14 protein-coding genes are annotated in these 14,122 nt (G+C 63.8%); 3 read left to right on the forward strand and 11 right to left on the reverse strand.

What is annotated here, in order from left to right:
- Positions 1–14: 14 nt before the first annotated feature.
- The 3 genes from Q7T45_RS28410 to Q7T45_RS28420 all read right to left on the reverse strand — a co-directional run bounded on the left by Q7T45_RS28410 (position 15) and on the right by Q7T45_RS28420 (position 2,919).
- A complete protein-coding gene (locus Q7T45_RS28410) occupies positions 15–1,502 on the reverse strand; it encodes a type II and III secretion system protein family protein (protein ID WP_370691380.1) in 1,488 nt (495 codons plus the stop codon).
- Between the two features lie 16 nt (positions 1,503–1,518).
- On the reverse strand, positions 1,519–2,316 hold the full coding sequence (gene cpaB, locus Q7T45_RS28415) for a Flp pilus assembly protein CpaB (RefSeq protein WP_304875472.1): 798 nt from the start codon (positions 2,314–2,316) through the stop codon (positions 1,519–1,521).
- 438 nt (positions 2,317–2,754) lie between these two features.
- Positions 2,755–2,919, reverse strand: coding sequence for a Flp family type IVb pilin (locus tag Q7T45_RS28420; protein WP_304746294.1), 165 nt, complete (start codon positions 2,917–2,919; stop codon positions 2,755–2,757).
- A gap of 315 nt (positions 2,920–3,234) precedes the next feature.
- Between Q7T45_RS28420 and Q7T45_RS28425 the strand changes: the two genes are divergently transcribed.
- The gene (locus Q7T45_RS28425) at positions 3,235–4,092 is read left to right on the forward strand and encodes a hypothetical protein (RefSeq protein WP_304875473.1); all 858 of its coding nucleotides are present in this window, start codon (positions 3,235–3,237) and stop codon (positions 4,090–4,092) included.
- A gap of 152 nt (positions 4,093–4,244) precedes the next feature.
- Here Q7T45_RS28425 and Q7T45_RS28430 read toward each other — a convergent pair whose 3' ends face one another.
- The 4 genes from Q7T45_RS28430 to Q7T45_RS28445 form a co-directional block, all read right to left on the reverse strand.
- Positions 4,245–5,861, reverse strand: a complete 1,617-nt coding sequence (locus Q7T45_RS28430) for a class I adenylate-forming enzyme family protein (RefSeq protein ID WP_304875474.1) — start codon at positions 5,859–5,861, stop codon at positions 4,245–4,247.
- A 14-nt stretch (positions 5,862–5,875) separates the two neighbouring features.
- Positions 5,876–6,700, reverse strand: a complete 825-nt coding sequence (gene panB, locus Q7T45_RS28435; RefSeq protein ID WP_304875475.1) for a 3-methyl-2-oxobutanoate hydroxymethyltransferase — start codon at positions 6,698–6,700, stop codon at positions 5,876–5,878.
- Positions 6,701–6,704: 4 nt separating this feature from the next.
- A complete protein-coding gene (locus Q7T45_RS28440; protein ID WP_304875476.1) occupies positions 6,705–7,289 on the reverse strand; it encodes an NnrU family protein in 585 nt (194 codons plus the stop codon).
- Positions 7,290–7,386: 97 nt separating this feature from the next.
- On the reverse strand, positions 7,387–7,995 hold the full coding sequence (locus Q7T45_RS28445) for a hypothetical protein (RefSeq protein ID WP_304875477.1): 609 nt from the start codon (positions 7,993–7,995) through the stop codon (positions 7,387–7,389).
- A 162-nt stretch (positions 7,996–8,157) separates the two neighbouring features.
- On the opposite strand from Q7T45_RS28445, the gene Q7T45_RS28450 reads away from it, so the two are divergent.
- On the forward strand, positions 8,158–9,459 hold the full coding sequence (locus tag Q7T45_RS28450) for a sorbosone dehydrogenase family protein (protein WP_304875479.1): 1,302 nt from the start codon (positions 8,158–8,160) through the stop codon (positions 9,457–9,459).
- A gap of 198 nt (positions 9,460–9,657) precedes the next feature.
- On the opposite strand, the gene Q7T45_RS28455 is transcribed toward Q7T45_RS28450, so the two are convergent.
- Positions 9,658–11,277, reverse strand: a complete 1,620-nt coding sequence (locus Q7T45_RS28455; RefSeq protein WP_304875482.1) for a peptide chain release factor 3 — start codon at positions 11,275–11,277, stop codon at positions 9,658–9,660.
- A gap of 184 nt (positions 11,278–11,461) precedes the next feature.
- On the opposite strand from Q7T45_RS28455, the gene sugE reads away from it, so the two are divergent.
- The gene (gene sugE, locus Q7T45_RS28460) at positions 11,462–11,776 is read left to right on the forward strand and encodes a quaternary ammonium compound efflux SMR transporter SugE (protein ID WP_304875484.1); all 315 of its coding nucleotides are present in this window, start codon (positions 11,462–11,464) and stop codon (positions 11,774–11,776) included.
- A gap of 3 nt (positions 11,777–11,779) precedes the next feature.
- Here sugE and Q7T45_RS28465 read toward each other — a convergent pair whose 3' ends face one another.
- The 3 genes from Q7T45_RS28465 to Q7T45_RS28475 form a co-directional block, all read right to left on the reverse strand.
- Entirely contained in the window at positions 11,780–12,793 is a 1,014-nt protein-coding gene (locus tag Q7T45_RS28465; protein WP_304875486.1) for an inorganic phosphate transporter, read from the reverse strand.
- Positions 12,794–12,807: 14 nt separating this feature from the next.
- A complete protein-coding gene (locus Q7T45_RS28470; RefSeq protein WP_304875493.1) occupies positions 12,808–13,452 on the reverse strand; it encodes a DUF47 domain-containing protein in 645 nt (214 codons plus the stop codon).
- Between the two features lie 157 nt (positions 13,453–13,609).
- Positions 13,610–14,122, reverse strand: a 513-nt coding sequence (locus tag Q7T45_RS28475) for a branched-chain amino acid ABC transporter permease (RefSeq protein WP_304875488.1), incomplete at its 5' end; no start/stop codon positions are given.

A 14,122-nucleotide genomic window follows, 5' to 3' on the forward strand; every position in this document is an offset into this window, starting at 1 on the left:
CGCCGGGCACCGCGTCAGTCAATGATGAAGCCAAAATTGCTCGGAGAGCCGCCAACCGCTTCGGCGCGGCCGGCGACGCCGTAAATCCGGTTGATCTGGGCCAGCAAGGTCGATTGGGAGTCCGACGCCGGGGCAAATCCGTCGTCAGGACGTGACAGCTCTTTCTGCGCCACCGCCCGAACGACATAGGGCGTCACCAGCACCATCAGTTCGGTCTGGTTGTTGATGAAATCCTGGCTCCGGAACAGCGCGCCGAGGACGGGCAAGGAGTCGAGGCCGGGAATTCCGTTGACCGCCTGCTTGGTCTTTTCCTGGATCAGGCCGGCCATCGCGATCGAGCCGCCGGAGGGGATCTCGAGCGTGGTTTCGGCACGACGGGTCTTGATGGAGGGAATCGTCGTTCCACCGGCACCGCCGGTCAAGGCGTTTTCGGTCGAGACTTCCGACACTTCGGTCATCACCCGCAGGCTGATCCGCCCCTCGCTCAGCACCACCGGCGTGAAGTTGAGCGAGATGCCGAATTTCTTGTAGCTGACCGTCTGGACGCATTGTCCGATACCGCCCCCCGCGATCGGCTGGCAGGTCACGCCGGTAGGAATGGGAAATTCGCCGCCCGAGATGAATGTCGCGGACTCGCCGGAGATCGCCGTCAGATTGGGTTCGGCGAGAGTCCGCACCACGCCGGCGCTCTCCATCGCGCGAAGCGTCGCCTGGACCGATGGGCTCGAGCCGAACGCCGCGGCAAGCCCATTGCCCGGGACCAGCGGTCCACTGTTGGCGGTGAACGGGTTGCTATTGTTGAATTGCACGACCGTGGTGCCGGAGTTCATGCTGGCGCTGAGATCGACGCCCATCTGTTTGACGATGTCCCGCCGCACTTCCGCGACCGTGACCTTCAGCATCACCTGATCGCGGCCCTTGACGACGATCGAATTGACGACCTTGTCGGGACCACCGACCAGCCTTGCTGCGAGGTCACCCGCCTGCTGCGCCTCGATCGGAGTGGATACCGTGCCGGTCAGCATGACGCCGTCGCCGACGCCCTCGATCTGGATTCCCGGCGTATGCCGCAGCGCGGCGCGCAGGCCGTTGAGATCGCGCTTGACCGCGATGTCATAGGCCGCGACCTGCTGGCCCGCGGCATCGAAGAACACGACGTTGGTCTGACCGACCGCGGCGCCGATGATGTAGGCGCGCTGCGCCGAGCGCACCACCGCGTTCGCAATCTTGGGGTCGGCGACCAGCACATCCTTGACCTCGCGCGGCAAGTCGATGATCACGGATTTTCCGATGCCGAGCGCCAGGAAACGTTGCTTGGTCGATGCGATGGTGGCGACCGGCGACACAATCGGCGCCTGTTCGCCAACCGGCGCCTGCACCGCCTCGTCGGCGGCAAGAGCGGGCGCCCAAACCGGATTGAGCGTCAGCAAGGCTGCGGCCGAAAACGAAAGCGCGCCCGCCATCAAGGTCCGCATGGCCAGCTGATTTCTGCTGTATTTCATATCGAGCGTCCTTCGGTCACTTCTGTGTCGTCGTCGCGCTGAGCACTCCGTAGCGAACCACATTGATACCCGCGCCTCTTTTGAGAGCGGCAGAATCCTCGGAGATGTTTTCGACCACGTTGAGGTCGGCGATGCTGCGTAACGCCAGCGCCAGCGTGCCGCTCTGGCGCGAGCGCGCCAGCGTCTCGGCCTGCTCGGGCTTCAGCTCGAGCGTGACGGTCTTGCCGATCACGGCGTTCTGACCGTCCTTTTCCTTCGGCGCCTGATCGATCGCGAGCACGCGAACATTGCTCAGGATGATTTCGGAGTTGACGACGTCGGCGCCGTTCTTGTCGGCGCCCTTCTCGCGCTTGGACAGGATCACGTCGACGCGGTCGTTCGGCAGGATGAAGCCGCCGGCGCCGGACTCCGGCGAAATCTCGGTGGAAATGGCGCGCATGCCGGTGGGCAGGATCGCCGCCATGAAGCCGGATCCGTCGGCCCTGACCAGCTTCTGCTCACGGATCGGTTCGCCGGCGATGAAGGGCGCGCGCGCGATCGAGCCCGCCACCTGCGTGGTGGCGTCGGGACGTTCGCCACGGCGAATGAAGCTGTTGCTGTTCGACGAGGCCGGCCATGTCTGCCATTGCAGGTCGCCGGGCTTGAGCGACTGGCCGAGGCCGATGTCGGCTCCGGCGACGAGAACCTCGACCGTCGGCATCTGGGCCGCCGGTTCGGCCGCGACGGTTTTTTTGTCGGTCCCGCTCGCGAGGTAGGCGGCAATGCCACCGGCACCAAGAGCGATTGTCAGGACCACAATGCGAGCGGTATTCATACGCTTTACGATCTACTTTTACGCTGGACGACTGAACTGCAGTGTGATGACGACGTCCCTTCCAGCCATGACTAGGCAGTAAAGGTATAAGCGATCTTGAGGGTTCAAGGAGTTTGCCGAAAGACCGCGGGGATTTGTCCTCATGGTGAACGGGACGTTCATGGTGAAGAAGACGTTACCGTTGACGCGTGTCCGTAAAACTATGGAGATCTGCGCGCCCTTGCGCGTGGCGGCTTCCGCGATAACCCGCACGCACGGATGCGGAGGCGCTGGCCCCGCGGTGCGCAGCTATCGGCGGGAATCTTCGATCGGCGCTGCCGGCGCAAACCGCCTGACCGGCTCTTCGAAAGTATCGATGGAAAAAAAACCGGCGGCGCACTGAATTTCAGTGGCCGCCGGCATCAGGTTGCGACGCCGCCCGTGAGGGCGGACGCGCGATTACTTCAGCGAGGTATTGATATCCGTGAACTTGGTGTTCAGGTTGGTGCCGAGGCCGTTGACCACGGCGATAATCGCCAGCGAAATGCCGGCTGCGATCAGGCCATATTCGATGGCCGTGGCACCGGACTCGTCATTCAGAAATTTCAAAATCGAACGCTTCATGTGATGCTTTCTTTCTCGCTATGGGGTCCTGCTCCACCAGTTCCCTCGAGCGGAACCTAATGCGAAAATTTCTAAGCTTGGATGAAGCGAATTAGTGCAAATTACTCCGATATTGCGCGCAAGTTGCGTAGCAAATTGTCACGATTGCCGTCCCGGCCCGGATCGATCATCCCGGGAATATCGTGATCCCGGAGCCACCTGGCGGCCAGGTGAGGCAATATTAAAGCCGTGGTCCGGGACGCGCGATATTGACATCGCGGTTCGAAAATTGGCGTAATCCGTTAACTTTGCATTAGTCGTATCAAAGGTGTTTTCATGCTTCGCCGCGCCTTGATTGCCCTTGTTGCCGTCGCTCCGGCAGCCCTGCCCGCAACCTCGCTGGCCTACGACATCAAACCGAAGACACCGGAGACCGCGTTCTCCAAGAAGGCGCGACCGGATATTCTGGGTATCTCCGCGGACTCCTCGGCGGCATCCGCACGGGCGATCCTCGAATCGTCGTTCAAGGGGCGCGGCAAGGCGGATATACAGGAGCAGAAATTCGGGGGTACCGCCCTCAGCTTCACCGCCGCGATGGTCTTCACCCTTCCCTCCGACCCGAAACAGACCGGCGAAGTGCTTTCCTCGAGCTTCTCCGCGCCCGCCAGCGCCAACCTCGCTTATTTCGTCGACCGAAACCTGACATTCGCGCTGGACCAGCAGCCTTCCAAGGCCGAGCTGGTCAAGCAGGTCATGGACAAATACGGCGTCCCGACCATCGTCGGAAACCAGCACCTCTATTATTTCTATCGTGCGGGTTCGATCATGTCGGTCGGCGCGAAGTACAAGGAAGCAACGGCGCTGGAGGCGGTCGACCGGCCGCTCGACCCGAAAATGGCGCTCAAGCTGAATGACAGCAATGGCCGCGGCAGCTGCGTGGCGATGGTGAAACGCTCGCTGGCCAAGGAAAAGAACCTGGCCGCCATGCTGGGCGAGGCCAAGGGCGCCAATTGCGACGGCGCGCTGAGCGTGGAGCTGACGCCGGGCGCCACGCCGGACCGGGTCGGCAAGGCCCAATTCACGCTGATGGATTTCAAGCGCATGATCAGCGCGGCCAAGATCGACGCCGACGCCCTCGCCGCGGAACAGGACGAGCGCAACCCGTTGCCGAAGGCCCGCGCGCCGAAACTGTAAGTTAGCGGAATCTCGTAGCCCGGATCGAGCCATTGGGCGGCGCGAAGCGCCGAACGATGGTGCAATCCGGGGAGTAGTAGCGTCGACGTTGAGAGAAACCCGGATTACGCCATCCCGCCGCGCCTACGCGCGGCCGGCTGGCTCTATCCGGGCTACGTTCTTTCTGCTGCCCGAACCGCGGCTGACGCCTCGCGCAGCTGGCGCTTCATCACCTTGCCGTTGGCATTGCGCGGCAACGGCTCCAAAGTGAGCTCCATCGTCTCCGGCACCTTGTAGTCCGACAGCCGCTCGGCGCACCAAGCGCGCAGCGCTTCGGTGCCGACGCCCTCGCCGCGGGTCACGATGACCGCATGCACCCGCTCGCCCAGCACCGGGCACGGTTTGGCGATGATGGCGCTCTCGACCACGCCGGGGTGGCCTGAAAGCACGGACTCGACTTCGGCGGAATAGATTTTCAGGCCGCCGCGGTTGATCATGTCCTTCTGGCGGTCGAATACGCGCACGAAATTTTCATCGTCGATCGAGCCGAGATCGCCGGAATGCCAGAAGCCGCCGGTAAAACTTTCGGCGGTCGCTTTCGGATTGTTCCAGTAGCCCTTGATCACCGAGCCCGAGCGGATCCAGATCTCGCCGATCTCGCCGCGCGGCAGCTCATGGCCGCGGGCGTCCATGACGATGATATCGGCGCCCGGACATGGCAGGCCGACGCTGTCGATATGGCTGGCGGTCAGTTCGCCCGGCATCATGGTGGACGGCGACGTGGTCTCGGTCGCGCCATAGCAATTGGCGAGTTTCAGGCCGGGAATTTTGGCAGCGAGTCTCTCGATCGTGGCGATCGGCATCGGCGCGCCGCCAAAACCGCCGATCCGCCAGCTCGATAGATCGGTGCTGTCGAAATCCGGCTGCAGCAGGCAGAGATTGTACATCGCCGGCACCATCACGGTGTAGGTGACGCGCTCCCGCGCCGCCAGCTTCAGATATTCCGTGGCCTTGAATTCGGGCATGATGATCAGCGCGCCGGCGCAACGGACCATGGTCATGATATTGGCGACCACGCCGGTGACATGCGCCAGCGGCACGGCGGCGATCGAGCGGTCCGCCGCGGTGAGATTGAGGCACGACACGAACACCATGGAAGAATGGATGACGTTGCAATGCGCCAGCATCGCGCCCTTCGGCTTCCCCGTTGTCCCCGAGGTATAGAGGATCATCGCAGTGTCTTCCTCGCCGACATCGGCCGGCTCCGGCAAAGGCGCGTGGCCGGTCAACGATGAAAACTGCGACATCCGCGCATCATCATCGACCGCGATGCGATGCACCAGATCGGGAACGTCACGGCCGTCCGGCAGACGGTCGGTCAAACCCGCTTCGTGAATCAGGACCTTGGCGCCGCAGTCGGTCAGCACATAGGCGATCTCGGGCCTCTGCTGCCGGGTGCTGAGCAAAACCGTCACCAGGCCCGCATGGGCCGCGGCGAACAGCGTCAGCGCGAATTCGATGCGGTTGCCGAGCAGCACGGCGACGCGGTCGCCGCTTTGCAGGCCGAGCTTGCGAAATGCCGCCGCGATCCCGGCCGATTGTCGCGCGACCTCGCGCCAGTTCAACCGCCGCTCACCGCAGACCAGCGCTTCGCCGTCAGGATTTCGCGCGGCGGCATCCGCGATCATCGCCCAGATGCTGTTCGGCCGTTGGCAAAATGCCGGCACCACGCGGTCGCCAAAGCGCGCCTCGAGCCGCATGGCGGGAATGGAATGTTGCGACCAGTCCATCGCGCCGCTCCGTCTCAGTTTTTGGTCTTCATGCCGTAGACATGCTCCGGCCCCGGGAAGGCGCGCGAGCGCACGTCGGTGGCATAGCCCTCGATCGCGGCCTCGATCATCGGCCCGAGATTGCCGTAGCGGCGGACGAATTTCGGCGTCCGCGCCGACAGGCCCAGCATATCCTCAAGCACCAGCACCTGGCCGTCGCAGGCCGCACTGGCGCCGATGCCGATGGTGGGGATGGCGATGGTTTCGGTGATCTTGCGAGCCAGGGGCTCTGCGACTGCCTCGACCACCACCGAGAAGGCGCCGGCTTGCGAGATCGCCTTCGCGTCATTCTCGATCGGCTCCCAGCTACCCTCCTCGCGGCCCTGGGCGCGAAACGAGCCGAGCGTGTTGATCGACTGCGGCGTCAACCCGATATGGCCCATCACGGGAATGCCGCGTTCGACCAGAAAGGCTACGGTCTCCGCCATCCGCTCGCCGCCCTCGAGTTTGACGGCGCCGCAATGGGTTTCCTTCAAAATCCGCACCGCGGCATGAAACGCCTGCTCCTTCGAGGCTTCATAGGAGCCGAACGGCATATCGACCACGACCAGCGCATGCTGCGAGCCGCGCATGACGGCATGGCCCTGCAGGATCATCATCTCCAGCGTCACCGGCACCGTGGTTTCAAAGCCGTGCATCACATTCCCCAGGGAATCGCCGACCAGGATGACGTCGCAATAGCGATCGACCAAAGCGGCGGTATGGGCGTGATACGAGGTCAGCATCACGATCGGTTCGCCGTTCTTTCGCGCACGGATATCCGGCGCGGTCTTGCGCTTGATGGTCGACTGCACTGACACTGGACTAGGCTCCTACGACGGGAACGCCGATCACGACGGGATGGAAGGCGAATGCCAGCGCCAGATAGGCGATGAAGCCGACCGCCGCGGCGATCAGGTCGTTGCTCATGCCGCCGACCGGGATCGGTGGCCCGCCCGGGTCGGCGCGATGCTTCAGCGAGATCCGGTCGAACACCGCCCATCCCAGGAACGAGCCGAACAGGATGATCGAGCCGAGGTCGCCATTGGCGAGCAGATGCGCCGCCGCCCACAGCTTTACGCCGGTCAGCATCGGATGCTTCAGCGTGGTGTAGATCCGGCCGCGGATATAGGACGCCACCACCAGGATGACGGCAGGCAGCATCAGCGCCGCCACGACATGCTTCATGGCGGCCGGCGGATACCAGACGTCGATCCAGCCGGTCGCGCGGTACTTGGCAAAACCCCAGACGATCAGCGCCAGGCCCACGGCCGAGACCAGCGAATAGCCGATCTTGTAGCCGCCTTCGCCCGTCGAGGCGATCAGGCGCGCCCGCAAGCTTCGCTGCGTGGTCAGCGTGTGGACGCCCATGAACAGCACGAGGCCCAGGATCATCACCGAAAGTCCCATGACGTTTCCTCCGTGGCAGGGACGGTCTTAGCGACCTTCGGGTAACACTTTTGCGGTCAGGGCCGCAATGCGCCAAATGCGCGGGCCGCGCATGACGTCACGGCTTCTCCGCCTGCCTGCGGAGGTCGCGATTGTCGACATAACGGATCGCGATCGGCCGCCCGGCGATGGCGCCGCCGAGGTTGCCGGTGAATTTGAGCGGCGCGCAGGCCTTGAGCGAGGCGTTGATCGCCTTCAGATAGGTGGCGCGAACCTCTGCGGACGCCCCCGCTGTGGCAAAGGTCACGCGCGGCGTTCCGATGATCTCGCCCGTTCGCTTGAAACTGAAGCGCACCGCCATCTGCATGCCCTCGCGCGCCGACGAGGCCTCTGGTGGCGACCAGCAGGACCGCAGCGCCGCGAACAGGTCGCCGATGCTGTCGAGGTCGTGGCCGGGTTTCTGGTATTTGGCGGCGTCGCCCTGCGAGGGCGCGCTTTCGACCGTCAGCTGCAGGTTTTGGCCATAGGGATAGTCGATCTCGGGAATGCAGGGGCCATCATTGAACACGCTGCAGAACGACGGCGTGCAGGGTTGCCCGTCCAGCACGCTGCACGGCGCATGCGAGAACGGCGTGGCGTCGGGCTGACGCCGCTGCTGCGCGTGGGCAGCGCCGACGGCAAGAACCGAAGTAGCGACGATGAGGCAGATGCTGATGCGCCTGAGCATGATGCCGGTCCACGATGGCGATGAACTCAAAATAGTGGTGATCGCCCAGGTTGCGCCAGAGCGCCAAAATCAAGTCATTGTCATTATACCCGGTTGAGCAACGACGAGGTTTGAACGCGCGCCTTCGTCGGATAGGGTGCGCGCGATCAACAGGGGAATGACATGAGTCTGTCCGGAATTTTTGCGCGAATAGTCGCGCTGATCGGCGGCGCCGCGCTGCAGTGGCGCCGGCTGCAGGGCGCTGCACCCGAGCCGGCCTGGGGCAGCGCGCCGGTGGTTCCGGCGGCGAAGCCGCAAGGCGCGCTCCCGACGCTGAAGATGCCGTCGGCCAGGGGCTGGCGCGACGGGCAGATTCCGACTGCCGCGCCGGGGCTCAAGGTCAATGCGTTTGCGACCGGCCTGAAGCATCCGCGCTGGATCGAGACGCTGCCCAATGGCGACGTCCTCGTCGCCGAATCGAATCAGGTCCCCAGCCCCGTCAGGAACGTGTTCGGCTATGCGATGCAGGCGACGATGCGACGTGCCTCTGCGCTGGGCGTCAGTGCCAACCGCATCACGCTGCTGCGCGACAGCGATGGCGACGGTGTCGCCGAGACGCAGCAGATCTTCATGGAAGGGCTGAACCAGCCGTTCGGCATGGCGCTGTTGGGCGACACCTTCTATGTCGGCAACACCGACGGCGTGGTGGCCTTTCCCTATGTGGCGGGCGCGGACCGCATCACCGCGCCGGGGAAAAAACTCGTGAGCTTCAAGCCCGGCGGGCACTGGACGCGGAGCCTGCTGCCGAGCCCCGATGGCCGAAAACTCTATGCCGGGGTCGGCTCGCTTACCAATATCGCCGACACCGGCATGGAAGCGGAGCAAGGCCGGGCGGCTATCTACGAACTCGATCTGGCCAGTGGCTCCAGTCGCATCTTTGCCGGCGGCCTGCGCAACGCGGTGGGCATGGCATGGGAGCCCACGACAGGCGTGCTCTGGACTGTCGTCAACGAGCGCGACGGCCTCGGCGACGAGACGCCGCCCGATTATCTGACCTCGGTCAGGGACGGCGGTTTCTACGGCTGGCCCTATTGCTACTGGGGGCAGACGGTGGACGACCGGGTGCCGCAGGATCCCGCCCTGGTCGCCAAGGCGATCACGCCGGACTACGCGCTGGGTGGCCACACCGCATCGCTGGGCCTGTGCTGGATGCCGGCCGGCACCCTGCCCGGCTTTCCGGACGGCATGGCCATCGGCCAGCACGGCTCGTGGAATCGCAGCACGCTGAGCGGCTACAAGGTCGTCTTCGTGCCGTTCGCGAATGGCCGCCCGTCCGGACCGGCGCGGGACATCCTGTCGGGATTCCTCGCACCGGACGAGAAGGAGTCCTATGGACGACCGGTCGGGGTGACGCTCGGTCCCGACGGCACCCTGCTGGTGGCGGACGATGTCGGCGATGTGATCTGGCGGGTGACGGTAGCGTAGCAGGGGTGAGCCCGTGACGAAGCGCCGAGCGGAGTTGGGCAGCACAGCGCGCCAAATTCACAGCTCGTCATCACCCGCGAAGGCGGGTGATCCAGTATTCCAGAGCGCCAGCGATTAGAGCCGAGAAGCCGCGGCGTACTGGGTCCCCCGCTTTCGCGGAGGACGACAAGTCGGGGGCTGCGCAGCCACACCCCCGCCTCACGCCTTCTTCTTCACGTCCTTGATGCTGGAAAACACGATGCCCTCGGCGCGTTCTTTGGTGTAGCCGAGATAGAATTCGTTCTTGGCCAGAAACACCGGGTCGCCATCGACGTCATCGGCGACGCCGGAACTGTTGGCGGCAACGAACGCCTCCAGCTTCTTGCGGTCGTCGGACGAAATCCACCGCGCCAGCTGAAATTCCGAGACCTCGAACTCGACCGGCAGCGAATATTCGGCGTCGAGCCGCGCCTTCAGCACGTCGAGCTGCAGCGGGCCGACCACGCCGACCAGCGCCGGAGCGCCGTCGCGGGGGCGGAACACCTGCACCACGCCCTCCTCCGACATCTGCTGCAGCGCCTCCTTCAGCTTCTTCGCCTTCATCGCATCGGTGAGGCGGACGCGGCGGACGATTTCCGGCGCGAAGGACGGCACGCCGACGAAGGTCAGGTCCTCGCCTTCGGTCAGGGTGTCGCCAATCCGCAGCGTACCGTGATTGGGAATGCCGACGACGTCGCCGGCAAAGGCTTCGTCCGCCACCGAGCGGTCCTGCGCGAAGAAGAATTGCGGACTGGACAGCGTCATGCTCTTGCCGGTGCGCACCAGCTTCACCTTCATGCCGCGCGTCAGCTTGCCCGAACACAGCCGCGCGAACGCGATGCGGTCGCGGTGGTTCGGATCCATGTTGGCCTGGATCTTGAACACGAAGGCGCTCATGCGCGGCTCCGAGGCCTCGACCTTGCGCAGGTTGGAATCCTGGGCGCGCGGCGGCGGCGCGAATTTGCCGAGGCCTTCGAGCAGATCGCCGACCCCGAAATTGCGCAGCGCGCTGCCGAAGTAGACCGGCGTCATGTGGCCTTCGCGGAACGAAGCCAGGTTGAACGGCTTGCTGGCTTCCTTCACCAGTGCCAGTTCCTCGGTGATTTCGGCGACGTCGAGATTGGCGTTGCGGCCCGCGAGTTCGGCGACGTCGATATTTTCGGCAGCACCGGTCTTGGCGCCGCCGCCTTCGAGCAGCCGGATGCCGCCGGTGGAAATATCGTAGGTGCCCATGAAATCACGGCCACGGCCGACCGGCCAGGTCATCGGCGTGGTGTCGAGCGCCAGCGTCTTTTCGATTTCATCGAGTAGCTCGAAGGTGTCGAGGCTCTCGCGATCCATCTTGTTGATGAAGGTGATGATCGGAATGTCGCGCAGACGGCAGACTTCGATCAGCTTCAGCGTCCGTGCCTCGATGCCCTTGGCGGCGTCGATCACCATCACGGCGGAATCCACCGCCGTCAGCGTCCGGTAGGTGTCTTCCGAAAAGTCCTCATGGCCCGGCGTGTCCAGCAGGTTGAAGACGAGGCCGTTGAATTCGAATGTCATGACGGAGGTGACGACCGAGATGCCGCGGTCGCGCTCGATCTTCATCCAGTCGGAACGGGTGTTGCGCCGTTCGCCTTTGGCCTTGACCTGCCCGGCGAGGTTGATGGCGCCGCCGAACAGCAGCAGCTTTTCGGTCAGCGTGGTCTTGCCGGCGTCCGGATGCGAGATGATGGCAAAGGTCCGCCGCCGCGCCACTTCATCGGACAGAAGGGAACGGGACGGCGATTCGGCAGTGAAAGCGAGGTCGGACATCAGCGAGCCTGTGGCAGGGAAACCCGGCGCAATCAAGGGGTTTGCAAGGGGTTGGCAAGGGGTTTGGGCCGGCAGCGGCACGTTGCGCGCTGGCCCGCTCGCCCTCATATAGGGCCTGCGAGGACGACCTCCAATCCATCAATTTCATGCGCAGGGACGGCCCTGCTGACCGGAAGGCCGTCCTATGGCGTGGTTATTGCTGTTGATCGCGGGGTTGCTGGAAGTCGGCTGGGCGGTCGGCCTGAAATATACCGAGGGTTTTACGCGCCTCGTTCCCTCCGTGCTGACGCTGTTCTGCATGGCCGCCAGCGTCGGGATGCTGGGTCTGGCACTGAAGTCGCTGCCGATGGGAACCGCCTATGCGGTATGGACCGGCATTGGCGCCGTCGGCACCGCGATCCTGGGCATCGTGCTGTTCGGAGATCCCGCCGGAGTAGCGCGGATCGCCTGCATCGGCCTGATCATCGCCGGGATCGTCGGACTGAAGCTGGCGACCTGACCGCTATTTGGCGAGCGGGATCAGATTGACCGCCCAATAGGTCAGCGCCGCGATAATCGCCGAGGCCGGAATGGTGATCACCCAGGCATAGACGATCGAGCTCGCCACGTTCCAGCGCACCGCTGAGACCCGCCGCGCCGCGCCGACGCCGACGATGGCGCCGGTGATGGTGTGCGTGGTCGAGACGGGAACCCCGAGCCAGGTCGCCATGAACAGCGTCGCGGCCCCGCCGGTCTCGGCGCAAAACCCCTGCATCGGCGTCAGTTTTGTAATTCGCAAGCCCATGGTGCGGACGATCCGCCAGCCGCCCATCAGGGTGCCCAGCGCCATCGCTGCCTGGCACGACAGCACGACCCAGAACGGCACCGAGAATTCGCTGCCGAGATGGCCCTGCGAATAGAGCAGCACCGCGATGATGCCCATGGTCTTTTGCGCGTCGTTGCCGCCATGTCCGAGCGAATACAGCGAGGCCGAGACGAATTGCAGGATCCGGAAGGCGCGATCGACCGCGAACGGCGTCGATCGCACCGAGGCCCAGGACACGATCGCGACCAGCACCAGCGCCAGCAAAAAGCCGACCAGCGGAGACAGCACGATCGCGAGCAACGTCTTGGTCAGGCCGGTCCAGACCGCCGCCGATAATCCCGCCTTGGCCATTCCGGCCCCGACCAGGCCCCCGATCAAGGCGTGCGAGCTGGACGACGGGATTCCCAGTCCCCAGGTGATCACGTTCCAGACGATGGCGCCGACCAACGCGCCGAAGATCACCTGGGCATCGATGACGCTGGGCTCGATGATGCCGGTGCCGATGGTATTGGCGACATGCAGCCCGAACACCAGGAAGGCGATGAAGTTGAAGAACGCCGCCCACAGCACCGCGTATTGCGGGCGCAGCACCCGGGTCGATACGATCGTCGCGATCGAATTGGCGGCGTCGTGCAACCCGTTGAGGAAGTCGAACAGCAGCGCGACTGCGATTAACCCGACCAGAATCGGAAGACCTAGCGTGGCGTCCACTGCGCGGCCCTGCCCTATACCTGTTCGATCACGATACTGTTGATCTCGTTCGCGACGTCGTCGAAGCGGTCCGAAACTTTTTCCAGATGCTTGTAGATTTCAGAGCCGACGATGAAATCCATCGTGTTGGCGTTGCGGTGCTTGAGATAGAGCTCCTTCAGACCGATATCGTGGAGGTCGTCGATGCGACCTTCCAGCTTGCCGATCTCCTCGGTGATGGCGGTCAGCATCGCGACATTCTCGCCGATCGACTGCATCAGTGGCAGCGCCTTGCCGACCAGGTTGGCGCACTCGACCAGCAGCGTTCCCATCTCGCGCATCGGCGGCTCGAAGGTGCGGACCTCGAACAGAATCACCGCCTTGGCGGTCTGCTGCATCTGGTCGATGGCGTCGTCCATCGAGGTGATCAGGTTCTTGATGTCACCGCGGTCGAACGGCGTGATGAAGGTCCGGCGCACCGCGGTGAGCACCTCGCGGGTGACATTGTCGGCGTCGTTTTCAAACTGGTTGACCCGCTGGCAGAACACCGGGGTTTCCTCGCCGCCGCGCAGCATGCCCTGCAGCGCCAGGGCGCCCTGCACGCAGACCTGGGAATGCTTGGCAAAAAGGTCGAAAAACCGTTCTTCCCGGGGAAGAAAGGCGCGAAACCAGCGCATCAGCATAAGTATATATCCATCGTCGCAGAAATGGCTGGCCGAGCCGGCCTGTCATGAAAGTGTCATAAACCACTTTCCGGACAAGCGGCTACGGAACGGCGGCCGGAACCGGGTCATCCACCGCTTTATAGGCCGGAAAATCCGCCGGAGGCGTCCCCTATCAGAGCGATCGCCGGAAATAATGGGCGATCTCGCCGACGATACCGCGGCGGAAGGCCAGCACGCAGACCACGAAGATCACGCCCTGGATCACCGTCACCCACTGGCCGAAACCGGCCAGATATTGCTGCATGGCGATGATGACGAAAGCACCGACCACCGGACCGAACACGGTGCCGAGGCCTCCGACCAGCGTCATCAGCACGATTTCGCCCGACATCGTCCAGTGCACGTCGGTGAGCGAGGCATTTTGCGCCACGAACACTTTCAGTGAACCGGCGAAACCAGCGAGCGTACCCGACAGGATATAGGCCAGCAGCTTGTACTGGTCGGTCTTGTAACCCAGTGAAATCGCGCGCGGCTCGTTTTCGCGGATGGCTTTCAGCACCTCGCCGAACGGCGAGTTGATGGTGCGAAAGATCAGCAGAAATCCGCCGAGGAACCCGACCAGGATGACGTAGTAAAGCACGGTCGGCTTGGCGAGGTTGAAAATTCCGAACAGGTAGCCCTGCGG

The organism is Bradyrhizobium sp., from assembly GCF_030646015.1.
Lineage (GTDB): Bacteria > Pseudomonadota > Alphaproteobacteria > Rhizobiales > Xanthobacteraceae > Bradyrhizobium.

Bases quoted from the DNA above. Each gene is read 5' to 3' on its own strand.
- Q7T45_RS28420 (WP_304746294.1), bottom strand. From the start codon at position 2,919: ATGAAGCGTTCGATTTTGAAATTTCTGAATGACGAGTCCGGTGCCACG.
- Q7T45_RS28450 (WP_304875479.1), top strand. From the start codon at position 8,158: ATGAGTCTGTCCGGAATTTTTGCGCGAATAGTCGCGCTGATCGGCGGC.
- Q7T45_RS28455 (WP_304875482.1), bottom strand. From the start codon at position 11,277: ATGTCCGACCTCGCTTTCACTGCCGAATCGCCGTCCCGTTCCCTTCTG.
- Q7T45_RS28440 (WP_304875476.1), bottom strand. From the start codon at position 7,289: ATGGGACTTTCGGTGATGATCCTGGGCCTCGTGCTGTTCATGGGCGTC.
- Q7T45_RS28410 (WP_370691380.1), bottom strand. From the start codon at position 1,502: ATGAAATACAGCAGAAATCAGCTGGCCATGCGGACCTTGATGGCGGGC.
- Q7T45_RS28425 (WP_304875473.1), top strand. From the start codon at position 3,235: ATGCTTCGCCGCGCCTTGATTGCCCTTGTTGCCGTCGCTCCGGCAGCC.
- Q7T45_RS28445 (WP_304875477.1), bottom strand. From the start codon at position 7,995: ATGCTCAGGCGCATCAGCATCTGCCTCATCGTCGCTACTTCGGTTCTT.
- Q7T45_RS28430 (WP_304875474.1), bottom strand. From the start codon at position 5,861: ATGGACTGGTCGCAACATTCCATTCCCGCCATGCGGCTCGAGGCGCGC.
- sugE (WP_304875484.1), top strand. From the start codon at position 11,462: ATGGCGTGGTTATTGCTGTTGATCGCGGGGTTGCTGGAAGTCGGCTGG.
- cpaB (WP_304875472.1), bottom strand. From the start codon at position 2,316: ATGAATACCGCTCGCATTGTGGTCCTGACAATCGCTCTTGGTGCCGGT.